We start from the raw sequence: 13706 nt of genomic DNA on the forward strand, positions 1-13706 counted from the left end.
TCAGACCTCCGCCGCCACGCGGCGGCCGATTTCGGGCCACTGCCCGTGCAGCCAGACCCAGGCGACCAGGCCGATGCCCAGCATCAGCATCGAGGTCAACGCTAGGGCCAAGGTGGAATGCATGACCAGCGGCGCCACCACGCCGGCAACAATGCCGTTGGCAGTGGAGCCGATCACGGCCTGCAGCGACGAGGCCATGCCGCGCCGCTCCGGATGGAGGTCGAGCACCAGCAGCGTGACGACCGGCACCATCAGCGCCCAGCCGAAGGCGAACACCGCGAGCGGCCACAGCGCCCATGCGGCGTGCGCGGTGAACAGCGCATTGGCCGCGACGTTCACCAGCGATGTCACCAGCATGATCAGAAAGCCGTCGCGGATCTGCCGCTTGGGCGCCACCTTGCCCGCCATGCGACCGCTGGCCCATGCGCCGGACATGATGCCGCCGATGGTCAGCAGGAAGAACCAGAAGAACTGCGTCGGCGCCAGGGCGAGGTGATCGCCCAGGAAGGCGGGCGCCGCCAGCACATAGAGGAACATGCCGTTGAACGGAACACCGCTTGCAAAGGCGAGCAGCAGAAAGCGCGGATCGGAGCACAGGTCCCAGTAGCCGCGCATCAGGTGGCGCACCTGGAACGGCTGGCGCTGGCTCTGGTGCAGGGTTTCGGGGAGCAGCTTGTAGTTGGCCACGAACAAAATCACGCCGACCGCCACCAGGAACCAGAAGATCGCATGCCAGCCGGCATGAACGAAAAGAAAGCCGCCGACGATCGGTGCAATTGCCGGCGCCACGCCGAAGTAGATCGTCACCTGGCTCATCACCCGCTGCGCATCGGCCGGCGGGAACATGTCTCGGATGACCGCGCGCGAGACCACGATGCCCGCGCCGGTCGAAAGGCCCTGCAGGCCGCGGAACAGCACCAGTTGCGCAATGTTCTGCGACAGCGCGCAGCCCAGCGAGGCAATGGTGAACACCGCAAGCCCCCACAGCACCACCGGTCGGCGGCCGAAGCTGTCCGACAGCGCGCCGTGGAACAGGTTCATGAACGCAAAGCCGAACAGGTAGGCCGAAAGCGTCTGCTGCATTTCGGCGGGCGTGGCGCCGATGGAGCGCGCGATGCCCGAGAAGGCCGGAATGTAGGTGTCGATGGAAAAGGGACCGAGCATGCCCAGCACTGCGAGCAGCACGGCAAGCGCCCAGCGCGGGGCCAGCCAGAGCTTGTCTGCATCGGGATTCATGGTGAGGTTTGCTCCATTTTTCTTATCCGAAAAAGAAAGCGCCCTTGCGGGCGCCTCCTCGTCAGAGAAATACCGGGAGACCGGCTTAGAGCGTATCAATAAAGCTGCGCAGCTTGTCCGAACGCGAAGGATGCTTGAGCTTGCGCAGGGCCTTGGCTTCGATCTGGCGGATGCGCTCGCGGGTCACGTCGAACTGCTTGCCGACTTCTTCCAGCGTGTGGTCCGTGCTCATCTCGATGCCGAAGCGCATGCGCAGCACCTTGGCTTCGCGCGGCGTGAGGCTGTCCAGGATGTCCTTGACCACGTCGCGCAGGCCCGCCTGCATTGCGGCCTCGATGGGGGCCGTGTTGCTGCTGTCCTCGATGAAGTCGCCCAGGTGCGAATCGTCGTCGTCGCCGATGGGGGTTTCCATCGAGATCGGCTCCTTCGCAATCTTCATGATCTTGCGGATCTTGTCTTCCGGGATCTCCATCTTCGCGGCCAGGATGCTGGCGTCGGGCTCGAAGCCGAACTCCTGCAGATGCTGGCGCGAGATGCGGTTCATCTTGTTGATCGTCTCGATCATGTGCACCGGAATGCGGATGGTTCGAGCCTGATCCGCGATGGACCGGGTAATCGCCTGGCGGATCCACCACGTGGCGTAGGTCGAGAACTTGTAGCCGCGGCGGTATTCGAACTTGTCGACCGCCTTCATGAGGCCGATGTTGCCTTCCTGGATCAGGTCGAGGAACTGCAGGCCGCGGTTGGTGTACTTCTTGGCGATGGAGATCACGAGGCGCAGATTGGCCTCGATCATTTCCTTCTTGGCGTCGCGCGAGGACGATTCGCCCTCGTTCATGCGCTTGTTGATTTCCTTCAGCTGCGTGAGGGGCACCACCACGCGCGACTGGATGTCGGCGAGCTTTTGCTGCAGTTCCTGCACCGGCGGAATGTTGCGCGCGAGCACGGCGCTCCAGGGCTTGCCGGAGGCGGCCTGCTTCTCGACCCACTTCAGGTTGAGCAGGTTCGACGGCACGCGGTTGCCGTTCTTGTCGTAGCCCGAGAAGTCGCGAATGAACTCGTCCTGCGGGAAGCCGCACTTGTCCACGATGATGCGGCGCAGCTCGCGCTCCTTCTTGCGCACGTCGTCGACCTGCGTGCGAACCAGGTCGCACAGCTTCTCGATGGTCTTCGCCGTGAAGCGGATCGTCATGAGCTCGTCGGACAGGGCCTGCTGGGCCTTCTGGTAGGCGGGCGTGCCGTAGCCTTCCTTGTCGTAGATCTTGTGGACCTTCTCGAACATGACGGCAATGCGGTCGAAGCGCTCGAGCGCGTCGCGCTTGAGTTCTTCGAGCTTCTTGGTCAGCGCCTTGGAGCCGCCCTTGCCGTCGTCGTCGTCTTCCTCGTCGAATTCGTCGAAGTCTTCTTCGGCCACGTAGTCGTCGGCCTCGTTGGGGTTCGAGAAGCCGTCCACCACGGTGGAGATGACGACCTTGCCTTCACGGATGTCCGCGGCCAGGCGCAGGATTTCGGCGATGGTGGCGGGGGAGGCCGAAATGGCTTCCATCATGGCCATGAGGCCGCCTTCGATGCGCTTGGCGATTTCGATTTCGCCTTCGCGCGTCAGCAGCTCGACCGTGCCCATTTCGCGCATGTACATGCGCACGGGGTCGGTGGTGCGGCCGAATTCGCTGTCCACCGTGGAGAGCGCGGCTTCGGCTTCTTCTTCGGCTTCTTCCACCGTGGTGGCGGTGGGCGCGGTGTTGTTCAGCAGCAGGGTCTCGGCGTCGGGCGTTTGCTCGTACACCGCCACGCCCATGTCGTTGAGCATGGTGACCACGACTTCCATGGTCTCGGCGTCGACCAGCTTGTCGGGCAGGTGGTCGGAGATTTCGCCGTGCGTGAGGTAGCCGCGGGTCTTGCCCAGCGTGATCAGGGTCTTCAGGCGCGAGCGGCGCTTGGCCAGGTCTTCCTCGGAGAGCACCGTCTCGTCGAGGCCGAATTCCTTCATCAAGGCGCGTTCCTTCGCCTTGCTGATCTTCATGCGCAGCGGCTTGACCTTTTCCTCGGTCGTCGTTGCGGTTGCGGGTTCGTCGCCGACCAGGTCTTCCTCGATGTCCGACAGGTCGATGTCGCTTTCGGGCGCGTCATTGCCGGCCTTGGGCTTGCGGCCGCGCTTGGCACCGGTGGCGGGCGCGGCAGCACCGGCGGCCTTGGGCGGGCGGCCGACTTTCTTGGCGGCAGGGGCGGCGGCAACCGTCTTGGCGGCGGCTTTTTTCGGATCGTCGATGGAGGTCGATTTCGTGGGCACGGTTTTCACTTTCGTTGCGGCTGCCGATTTGGACGCGGCGGCACCCGACTTAGTTGCCGGCATAACGCCGGCTTTCAACGGTTTTTCTGCGACAGACTTTGCGGCGACGCCTTTGGCGAGTGAAGGAGCAGGCTTCTTTGAACTGGGCATACGACCTCGTTACAGCAAGATGGACCAAGCGAAATCACAGGGGCGCCGCCACATGGGCAGCACCGCCACGGCCCGTGCACAGCACGGACGAGACACAAAGCCCGCGCACAGGCACGGACAAGACAATTGGGAAAGAGGAAGAAATTCCTCGTCAGGCAAGATGTCGGGCGAACATTTGGTGTGCAGTCCTTGCGGTTATTGACCCTTTCCGACGGATTTTTTCCGTTGGAGTGCGTTGCGCTAGGGGTCGGCCCGGAGGTGCTGCTGTCGCTCTTGCCTAATTTCGCCAGTTGCGAAGCCTTACATTATAGCCTATTGCGCAAATTTCAAGCACTTTATGCACTGGAGGGCTTCAACCGGGTGCGCAATTCGAGCCTTCGCGCCTCCAGGGCCTTGTAGCGCTCCAGGGCCTTCGGGTCCGTGCCCACAGCGGCAATGGCCTCGCTCTGCTGGGCTTTCAGGCGGTCGTCGAGCATGAAATCGAGCACGCTCGACAGCTCCTTGACCGCATCGGCGAGGTGCTGGTCTTCTTCACCCTCGGGCACCGGCGCCGCTTCGGACACGCTCATGAGCCGTTCCGCCAGCGGTTCGAAGTCGAGCCCGCGCATGCCTTCGCGCAACGCCGCCCAGGGCTGCACGCCGTGCTCGTGCAGCTGGCTGTCCAGCCAGGTAAAAAGCGCCCCGTGCTGGCCCGGCAGGTCGCACAGCATCACATGGAGCTCATGCGAAAGGGCTTCCCACTGCGCCATGTTCGACAGCAGCAGCCGCACCGCCACGTCGGGCCGGCTCGGCGGCTTGCCGCGGCCGCGCAGGGGCTCGATGGGGGCCTCGAACTTGCCGCCCCAGCGCTTGCCCTTGATGAATTTGCCACGGGGCTTGCTGCCGCTATCGCTTTCGTAGCGGGGCGGTTCGTATTCGGCCGGGGGCGGCATGTCGGGGTAGTCGAACGGATCGCCCGGCTCGCCGGAATGCCGCGGCGCGGGTGCCGCCGCCGCCTTGCGCGGGCCCGGCGTGGCGGCCCAGAGCTCCGACAGGGCCTTGGCGTCCAGCTGCACCAGCGTGGCGATCTCGCTCAGCATCTGCCGCTTGAGCGCGCCGTCGGGCATGGCGCTCCAGAGCGGCCGCGCGTTGCTGCTCATGTGGGCGCGGCCCTCGGCGGTGGTGAGGTCGCAGCCCTCGCGCGCGGCCTCGATCATGAAGCGCGAGAGCGGCGTGGCCTCTTGCACGAACCGCGCGAACGCGTCGGCGCCGAATTCGCGGATGAAGCTGTCGGGGTCGTGCTCGGCCGGCAGAAACAGGAACTTGATGCTGCGCACGTCGGTGGCATAGGGCAGGGCACCGTCGAGCGCCTTGCGCGCGGCGCGCCGGCCGGCCGCGTCGCCGTCGAAGCTGAACACCACCGATTCGGTGAACCGGAAGAGCTTTTGCACGTGCTCCGTGGTGCAGGCCGTGCCCAGGGTGGCCACCGCATTCGGAAAGCCGAGCTGGGCCAGGGCGACCACGTCCATGTAGCCCTCGGTCACCAGCGCATAGCCGCGCTCGCGGAAGGCGGCGCGCGCCTCGTACAGGCCGTAGAGCTCCCGGCCCTTGCTGAAGACCGGCGTTTCGGGTGAGTTCAGGTATTTGGGCTTTTCGTCGCCGAGTACCCGCCCGCCAAAGCCGATGCATTCGCCCTTGACGTTGCGGATGGGGAACATCACGCGGTCGCGGAAGCGGTCGTAGCGCTTGGCGTCCTCGGCGCCGTCTTCGGTGTTGACGATGACCAAGCCGCTTTCGGCGAGCAGCGGGTCGTCGTAGTCCGGAAACACGCTGGCCAGGGCGCGCCATCCGGCCGGCGCGTAGCCGATGCCGAACTGCTTGGCCACTTCGCCCGAAACGCCGCGGCCCTTCAGGTATTCGATGGCGCCGGGCGCCTGCCGCAGCGCCTTGCGGTAGGCCTCGCCGGCCTTTTCGAGCACGTCGGTCAGGGTGGCCTGCTTCTGGCGCTGGTTCGCGGCGCGGGCGCGTTCGGCGGGCGAGGCGTCGTCCTCGGGCACCTGCAGGCCATATTGGCCGGCCAGGTCGTGCACCGCCTCGACAAAGCCCATGCCTGCATGCTCCATGAGAAAACCGATGGCGTTGCCGTGCACCCCGCAGCCGAAGCAGTGATAGAACTGCTTGGTGGGACTGACCGAGAAGGAGGGCGACTTTTCGCCGTGGAACGGGCACAGGCCCATGAAGTTGGCGCCGGCCTTCTTCAGCTGCACATAGCGCCCGACGATCTCCACCACGTCGGCGCGCGCGATGAGTTCCTGGATGAAAGAAGCGGGGATGGTCATGTAGGCGAAGAGCGGCAAATCATACGCAAGCGGCGGAACGCCTGCGCCGGGCGGCATACTGCCCGCACCGGATGAACGCCCCGGAATTCACGCATGAAGACGCCCAAGCCATTGCAACACGTCGCGCCGCTGCTGCGCCACCCCCTCCGATTCATGTGGGACGCGCTCAAGGCGTTTCGCGCGAACCAGGGCCTGCTGCTGGCGGGCGCGGTGGCGTATTACGCACTGCTTTCCATCGTGCCGCTGCTCATCGTGAGCGTGATCGCGATGTCGCATGTGATCGAACAGGCGGAATTGCTGCGCACCATCGGCCGGTACCTCGAGTGGCTGCTGCCCGGGCAGTCCAAGGCCATTGTCGGGGAACTGTCGAACTTCCTGGACCACCGGGACGTGATGGGACCGGTGCTGCTGGTCACGATGATCTTCTTCAGCTCGCTGGCCTTCAGCATTCTCGAAAGCGCAATGGCGGTGATCTTTCATCACCGCAAGGCGGACCACAAGCGCCACTTCGCGGTGTCGGCCGTCATGCCCTACATCTACATCCTGTGCCTGTGCGTGGGGCTGCTGCTGGTCACCCTGGTGTCGGGTGCGCTGCAGCTCGTGGGGCAGGAGAGCGTCGACCTGTTCGGGCGCAACTGGTCGCTGTCGGGCGTGTCGGGGCTGCTGCTCTACCTGCTCGGGCTGGGCGGCGAAATCTTCATGCTGACTTCGCTTTACCTGGTGATGCCGGCCGGCCGCATGTCGCTGCGCCACGCGCTGCTGGGCGGCGTGACGGCGGCGCTGCTGTGGGAGGCCACGCGGCACGTGCTGATCTGGTACTTCTCGACGCTCTCGCAGGTCAACGTGGTCTACGGCTCGCTCACCACGGCCATCGTGGTGCTGCTGAGCCTGGAGATTGCCGCCACGCTCGTGCTGCTGGGGGCCCAGGTCATCGCGCAGTACGAGCGCCTGGACCGCACCGGCAGCACGGCGGTGCCGCCGCTTACCGGGGCGGAAGTCGAATCGCTCCGTCGAGACGAATCACCTCGCCGTTGAGCATGTCGTTCTCGATGATGTGCTTGGCAAGCTTGGCGTAGTCCTCGGGCGTTCCCAGGCGCGAAGGGAAGGGCACGCTGGCGGCCAACGCGTCCTGCACTTCCTGCGGCATGCCGAAGAGCATGGGCGTGCCGAAGATGCCGGGGGCGATGGTCATGTTGCGGATGCCGTTGCGGGCCAGGTCGCGCGCAATGGGCAGCGTCATGCCGACCACGCCGCCCTTCGAGGCGCTGTAGGCCGCCTGGCCCATTTGCCCGTCGTAGGCCGCGACCGAGGCGGTCGAGATCAGCACGCCGCGCTCGCCGGTGGCTTCGGGTTCGTTCTTGCTCATGGCCTCGGCCGCGAGGCGGATCATGTTGAAGCTGCCGATCAGGTTGACTGTGACGGTCTTGCTGAACACGGCCAGCGCATGCGCGCCGTTCTTGCCCACGGTCTTCTCGGCCGGCGCAATGCCCGCGCAGTTGACCAGGCCCACCAGCTTGCCGAGCTTCTGGGCCGCGGCAACCGCCGCCTGGCCGTCGGCTTCCTGGCTCACGTCGCATTTCACGAACACCCCGCCGATGTCCTTTGCGACGGCTTCGCCTTTTTCAGCCTGCATGTCGGCGATGACCACCTTGCCGCCATTGGCGGCCAGCATGCGCGCCGTGCCTTCGCCGAGGCCCGAAGCGCCACCGGTCACGATAAAAACCTTGCCGTCGATCTGCATTGAGAGTCTCCTGAAATAAGACCCGCATTATCCAAGCCAGAAACACCGAGGAACCGGCTCTGCCGGGCCTCTGGTGTTGCCCCCGGTAGGGGGGAGAGGAGAAGCGACACGAAGTGCGCGCAGCCTGGGGGCGAGCAAAAGTGCTCAAAAAAAGGCCTCATCCGGAGATGAAGCCATGAATTGGATCCGTGAGGACCCAAGGAGACAACTGGTGGTGGTGGGCGGCTTAGCGCTTGCGAGCGGTGGTCGCGGTCTTCGCGGCGGCGACGGCTTGCGACGACACGGCGTTGAAGTTGGCTTCGGCAACGTCCGACGCTTGCTTGACGGCCTTCTGGACCGATTCGAAAGCGTTGTTGGCGGCAGCCACGGCGCTCTTCAGCACGGCAACGGCGGTTTCCGAGCCGGCGGGTGCGTTCTTGGAAGCGCTGTCGACCAGGCCGACGAAGGTTTGCTGGGCTTCAGCAGCCTTGGCTTCGAAAGCCTTGGTGAACTCGGCGCCGGTGCCTTGGGCGATGTCATAAAGATGACGGCTGTAGGCGGCGGTCTTTTCGGCCAGGGGCTGGAACAGGCTGGCTTGCAGCGTCAGCAGTTCTTGCGCGTCCTTGACGTTCAGGGCAGCTTGGGCGGTGCCGGCGGCTTCGGCCAGGGCAGCCTTGGAAGCGGTCACGTTCAGTTCGACGAGCTTCTCGACGCCTTCGAAAGCCTTGGTGGTCAGGCCGAACAGGGTTTCGAGGTTTGCTTTTTGGGCGGCGAGGATTTGGTCAGCGGTCAGTGCCATGTGGAATCTCCAGTAAGGATGATGGTGGTCGGTTCACGTTGCGCTGCCTCGTCGTCTTTGTTTTTGTTGCGGTGCAGCATGGCCTCAAGTATAGGCAGCACAGCTTTGCGATCAAGGGGGTTTTGCTGCTTTGCAGCAATTTAGAACACACTTTCTAAATTCGGCTCGCGCCCCAGAATGCAGCCATGCGCGCCTTCTATTCCGGCCAGTTCGTCCTGCCTTTGCCGCCCGGCCACCGCTTTCCGATGTCCCGCTACGCGCTGCTGCGCGACCGGCTGCTCGAGCACCTGCCCGGGGTGGACATGGACCAGGCGCCGCGCGCCACCGACGGCGAACTGGCGCTGGCCCACACCCCGCAGTGGATAGCGGCCATCAGCGACGGCAGCGTGAGCCCGCAGGCGATGCGGGAAATCGGCTTTCCCTGGAGCGAGGCGATGGTCGAGCGCTCGCGCCGCTCTACAGGGGCGACCATCGCGGCCTGCCGCGCGGCATTTGCCGGCGGCGTGGCGGCCAACATGGCAGGCGGTACGCACCACGCCTATGCCGACAAGGGCGGCGGGTTCTGCGTCTTCAACGACGCTGCCGTGGCCGCGCGGCTGATGCAGGCCGAGCATGGGCGCAGCGGCCGGCAGCTGAAGGTGGCGGTCATCGACCTTGACGTGCACCAGGGCAACGGCACGGCGAGCATCTTTCGCAACGACCCGAGTGTCTTCACGCTCTCGCTGCACGGCCAGAAGAACTTTCCGTTCCGCAAGGAAGCAAGCGATCTCGACGTCGAACTGCCCGACGGCTGCGGAGATGCCGACTACCTCACGGCGCTCGAGCATGCGCTCGACGAGCTGGACCGGCGCTTTGCGCCCGGGCTGGTGATCTACCTGGCGGGTGCCGACCCCTTCGAGCGCGACCGGCTCGGGCGACTCAAGCTGACGTTCGACGGCCTGGAGGCGCGGGACCGGCGGGTGTTCGACTGGACCTGGCAACGCCGCATTCCGGTGGCCTTTGCCATGGCCGGCGGCTACGCCAGCGACATTGCCGAGACGGTGCAGGTGCAGCTAGGCACCTTCAAGGTGGCCTTCGAATATTGGCGCCGCTGGCAAAATGCCGCGCGATGAGCTCCGCCACCAAACCCACGCCGAATTCCCGGAGCGGCTACCGCGCGTTTCGCAGCATCCCCACGCGCTGGGCCGACAACGACATGTACGGCCATGTCAACAACGTCGTCTATTACAGCTGGTTCGACACGGCGGTGAATGCGCTGCTGATCGAGCGCGGCGCGCTCGACATCCACCAGGGCCAGACCATCGGCTTCGTGGTCGAGACGCAGTGCAACTACTTCGCGCCGATTGCTTTTCCGCAAACGGTGGAAGCCGGCATCCGCGTGGCCCAGGCGGGCCGGTCGAGCGTGCGCTATGAGATTGCGCTCTTTGCGGAAGGCTCGGACACGGCGGCAGCGCAGGGCCACTTCGTGCATGTGTATGTCGACCGGGCCACGAAGCGGCCGGTGCCGTTGCCCGAGGCGCTGCAGCAAGTCGTCGACTCCCTGAAGACCTGACCCCATGAAAAACGGCGCCCGAGGGCGCCGTTTTTTCTTGCCGCGATCCGGTTGGGACCGCCGCGGTCTTACATGGTCTTCTTCATGGCCTTGACGTCGGCCTTGCCCTGGGCTTCGTCGGCCTTGGCCTGCTTCTCGCAGGCAGACTTGGCATCGCCCGCCTGGTCGTCGCACTTTTCCTTTGCGACTTCGTACTTGGCCTTCACTTTTTCTTCAGCAACCTTGCGTGCGTGTGCATCGCTCGGCTTGTATTGCTGCTCCAGTTCGGCCTTGGCCACGTTCTCCGCGCCCTTGGCTTCCTTCTGACAGACGTCCTTTGCGTTGTCCTTCATTGCGTCGCACTGGGCCTTCGCGGACTTGTAGTCGGCTTCGATCTTGTCCTTGGCGGCCTTGTATTCGTCCTTGGTCATCGCGCTGGCGTGCGTGGCCATGAAACAGGTCGAAGCGAGAGCGAGCATGAGCAGATGTTTTTTCATTTTGGTGTTCTTTCTTTTTGAAGTTGAAAAAGTGAAGTTGGAAAGAAATCAGGGCGCGGGGCGGCCTTCAAGCCACCCGGCCGTCAGTACTTTTCATACCAGAGGGTGTCAGGCGTGCGGCCGTCGCGCGATTCCCATTCCTTGACCTGTTTTTCGGCCTCGTCGCGGCTGATGCCGTGGCGTTCCTGGATGCGACCGAGGAGCTGGTCGCGCTTGCCGGCAATGACGTCGAAGTCGTCGTCGGTCAGCTTGCCCCATTGCTCCTTGACCTTGCCCTTGAGCTGTTTCCAGTTGCCTTCGATGGTGTCCTTGTTCATGCGAATCTCCTTGTACGGTTGATTCGGCGGGCTCGTTGGCCGCCGTGAACAAAATGTGGCGGGACCGATTCACCCTGGCGGTAGGACGTGCAGTGCAGGCCCCGTAGGCACAAGCCGACGCTGCCCGTGATAATCGAACGCACGCCGAAAAGCTTGAGACAACGCGCGCCGCACCATGATCATTCACAGCCTGCTCGACACCGACCTCTACAAGTTCACCATGATGCAGGTCGTCCTGCATCACTTTCCCGGCGCCCGGGTCGAGTACCGGTTCAAGTGCCGCAACCCCGGCGTCGACCTGGCCCAGTTCGCAGGGCAGATACGGGAAGAAGTGCGAAGCCTCTGCTCGCTGCAGTTCCGGGACGCCGAGCTGGCCTACCTGCGGTCGATGCGTTTCATCAAGAGCGACTTCGTCGACTTTCTCGGGCTCTTCCGGCTCAACGGGAAGTACATCAACATCATTCCGCAACCCTCGGGGGAGCTCGAGATCCGCATCCAGGGGCCGTGGCTGCACACCATCCTGTTCGAGATTCCGGTGTTGGCCATCGTGAACGAGGTCTACTTCCGCAACACGCAGAAGAAGCCCGACTTCGAGGAAGGCCGGCGGCGCCTGGAGACCAAGATCGGGCAGCTGCAGGACGCCGGGCTGGCCGATCTCAAGATTGCCGACTACGGCACGCGCCGCCGCTTTTCCAAGGACTGGCATGAAGAAGTGCTGCGCACGCTCAACGCGCGGCTGGGCGCGGTGACGCCGCCGACGCTGCATCCCAAGCCCGGTGCGCGGCTGCCGCAGCTCGCGGGCACCAGCAATGTGCTGTACGCCATGAAGCTGGGCCTTATTCCGCTGGGCACCATGGCCCATGAATACCTGCAGGCCTGCCAGGCGCTCGGCCCGCGGCTGCGCGACAGCCAGATCTTCGGCTTCGAGAGCTGGGCCCGTGAATACCGCGGCGACCTGGGCATTGCGCTGTCCGACGTGTATGGCATGAGCGCCTTCCTGCGCGACTTCGACCTGTACTTCTGCAAGCTGTTCGACGGTGCGCGCCACGACAGCGGCGATCCTTTCCAGTGGGGTGAACGCATGCTGGCGCACTACGCGGCCAACCGTGTCGATCCGCTCACCAAGACGCTGATCTTCAGCGACGGCCTCACGGTGCCGCGCACCATCGAGCTCTACCAGCAGTTCCGCGGGCGCTGCCAGCTGGCTTTCGGCATTGGAACCAATCTCACCAACGACCTGGGCTACGAGCCGCTGCAGATCGTCATCAAGATGATCAATTGCAACGGCCAGCCCGTGGCCAAGCTGTCGGACACGCCGTCCAAGAATATGTGCGAGGACGAAAAATACCTGGCGTACCTGCGCCAGGTGTTCGAGATCGAACAGCCGCCGGCCTGACGCCCGTCTGGTACGGTACGGCTCCATGAAAAAAACAGTTCGCCTGGCGGCGGCCGCAGTGCTGCCGATGATGTTTCCCGCGCTTGCCATGGCTGCCGAATTCGACGGCAGCAAGCTTTCTGCGCTCTGGGGTGTTCCGTTCGCGGGCATCCTGCTGTCGATTGCGCTGCTGCCGCTGCTGGCCCCGGGCTTCTGGCACCACCACTACGGCAAGATATCGGCCGCCTGGGCGCTGGCGTTTCTTCTTCCCTTTGCCGCAATCTACGGGGCGCCGCTGGCCGGCGCCCAGCTGGTGCATGCGCTGGTGGAGGAGTACATCCCCTTCATCATCCTGCTCACCGCGCTGTTCACGGTGGCGGGGGGCATCCACATTCGCGGCAACCTGCATGGCGCGCCCGGGCTCAACACGGCCATTCTTGCGATTGGCGCTGTGCTTGCGAGCTTCATGGGGACCACGGGCGCCTCGATGCTGCTGATCAGGCCGCTGATCCGCGCCAACGACAACCGCGTGAGCAAGGCGCACGTGGTGGTGTTCTTCATCTTCATCGTGTCGAACGCGGGCGGTTCGCTCACGCCGCTGGGCGACCCGCCGCTGTTCCTCGGCTTCCTGAAGGGCGTCGACTTTTTCTGGACGGCGCGGCATATCCTGCCCAACACGCTGTTCCTGGTCGGCCTGCTGCTCGCGCTGTTCTACGTGATCGACCGCCATCATTACCGCAAGGAGGGCGTGCTGCCGTTCGACCCGACGCCCGATACCCAGCGCGTCGGCTTCGACGGCGCGGCCAACTTCTGGCTGCTCGGCGGCATCATCTTCTTCGTGCTGCTCTCGGGCATCTGGAAGTCGCCCACGGGCTTCGATGTGTTCGGCACGCGTGTCGGCTTGCCGGGGCTGGTGCGCGACATCGGCCTGATCGCCATCACGCTGCTTTCGCTCAAGATCACCTCGGCCAAGGTGCATGCCGACAACCAGTTCGAATGGGGCCCGATGGCGGAGGTGGCCAAGCTGTTCGCGGGCATCTTCCTGACCATCATCCCGGTGATTGCCATGCTCAAGGCGGGCGTGCACGGGCCCTTCAGCTCGGTGGTGGCGGCGGTGACCCGGCCCGACGGCCTGCCCGATCCGGCGATGTACTTCTGGGCCACCGGCATCCTGAGTTCGTTCCTGGACAACGCGCCGACCTACCTAGTGTTCTTCAATACCGCAGGCGGCGATGCCGCCACGCTCATGACCACCTACGCCACCACGCTGGCGGCCATTTCGGCCGGCGCCGTGTTCATGGGCGCCAACACCTACATCGGCAACGCGCCCAACCTCATGGTCAAGGCCATTGCCGAGAGCCGGGGCGTTCGCATGCCCAGCTTCTTCGGCTACATGGCATGGTCGGTGGCCATCCTGATACCGCTGTTCGTTCTCTCCACCTTCATCTTCTTCCGCTAGGCGCAGACATCATC

Annotated in this window: 12 protein-coding genes; 5 read left to right on the top strand and 7 right to left on the bottom strand. The window is 64.4% G+C overall.

Annotated features, from left to right (window positions below; genetic code table 11):
- The 3 genes from M0765_RS18280 to dnaG all read right to left on the bottom strand — a co-directional run bounded on the left by M0765_RS18280 (window position 1) and on the right by dnaG (window position 5994).
- Complete coding sequence (locus M0765_RS18280) at window positions 1–1236, bottom strand: multidrug effflux MFS transporter (protein ID WP_126747377.1); 1236 nt, start codon at window positions 1234–1236, stop codon at window positions 1–3.
- Window positions 1237–1321: 85 nt separating this feature from the next.
- Entirely contained in the window at window positions 1322–3676 is a 2355-nt protein-coding gene (gene rpoD, locus M0765_RS18285; protein WP_258505231.1) for an RNA polymerase sigma factor RpoD, read from the bottom strand.
- A 335-nt stretch (window positions 3677–4011) separates the two neighbouring features.
- On the bottom strand, window positions 4012–5994 hold the full coding sequence (gene dnaG, locus M0765_RS18290; RefSeq protein ID WP_258505232.1) for a DNA primase: 1983 nt from the start codon (window positions 5992–5994) through the stop codon (window positions 4012–4014).
- Between the two features lie 93 nt (window positions 5995–6087).
- Between dnaG and M0765_RS18295 the strand changes: the two genes are divergently transcribed.
- On the top strand, window positions 6088–7029 hold the full coding sequence (locus tag M0765_RS18295) for a YihY/virulence factor BrkB family protein (protein WP_258505233.1): 942 nt from the start codon (window positions 6088–6090) through the stop codon (window positions 7027–7029).
- Here M0765_RS18295 and M0765_RS18300 read toward each other — a convergent pair.
- Window positions 6977–7735 carry a 3-hydroxyacyl-CoA dehydrogenase gene (locus tag M0765_RS18300; RefSeq protein ID WP_157613116.1) on the bottom strand — a complete coding sequence of 253 codons (759 nt, stop codon included), beginning with the start codon at window positions 7733–7735 and terminating at the stop codon, window positions 6977–6979. The two genes, M0765_RS18295 and M0765_RS18300, sit on opposite strands and share 53 nt — an antisense overlap.
- Before the next feature lie 226 nt (window positions 7736–7961).
- Entirely contained in the window at window positions 7962–8513 is a 552-nt protein-coding gene (locus M0765_RS18305; protein WP_126747372.1) for a phasin family protein, read from the bottom strand.
- Window positions 8514–8698: 185 nt separating this feature from the next.
- Between M0765_RS18305 and M0765_RS18310 the strand changes: the two genes are divergently transcribed.
- Window positions 8699–9625, top strand: coding sequence for a histone deacetylase family protein (locus M0765_RS18310; protein ID WP_258505234.1), 927 nt, complete (start codon window positions 8699–8701; stop codon window positions 9623–9625).
- On the top strand, window positions 9622–10065 hold the full coding sequence (locus M0765_RS18315) for an acyl-CoA thioesterase (RefSeq protein ID WP_258505235.1): 444 nt from the start codon (window positions 9622–9624) through the stop codon (window positions 10063–10065). Before M0765_RS18310 ends, M0765_RS18315 begins: the two co-directional genes overlap by 4 nt.
- Window positions 10066–10133: 68 nt before the next feature.
- On the opposite strand, the gene M0765_RS18320 is transcribed toward M0765_RS18315, so the two are convergent.
- On the bottom strand, window positions 10134–10541 hold the full coding sequence (locus M0765_RS18320; protein ID WP_258505237.1) for a hypothetical protein: 408 nt from the start codon (window positions 10539–10541) through the stop codon (window positions 10134–10136).
- A gap of 83 nt (window positions 10542–10624) precedes the next feature.
- Entirely contained in the window at window positions 10625–10858 is a 234-nt protein-coding gene (locus M0765_RS18325; protein WP_157613120.1) for a CsbD family protein, read from the bottom strand.
- A 175-nt stretch (window positions 10859–11033) separates the two neighbouring features.
- On the opposite strand from M0765_RS18325, the gene pncB reads away from it, so the two are divergent.
- Window positions 11034–12254, top strand: coding sequence for a nicotinate phosphoribosyltransferase (gene pncB, locus M0765_RS18330; RefSeq protein WP_258505239.1), 1221 nt, complete (start codon window positions 11034–11036; stop codon window positions 12252–12254).
- 25 nt (window positions 12255–12279) lie between these two features.
- Window positions 12280–13692 (top strand): sodium:proton antiporter, encoded by a 1413-nt coding sequence (locus tag M0765_RS18335; protein WP_258505241.1) that lies wholly within the window; start codon window positions 12280–12282, stop codon window positions 13690–13692.
- The last annotated feature ends 14 nt before the right edge of the window (window positions 13693–13706 follow it).

This window comes from Variovorax sp. S12S4, from assembly GCF_023195515.1.
Lineage (GTDB): Bacteria > Pseudomonadota > Gammaproteobacteria > Burkholderiales > Burkholderiaceae_C > Variovorax.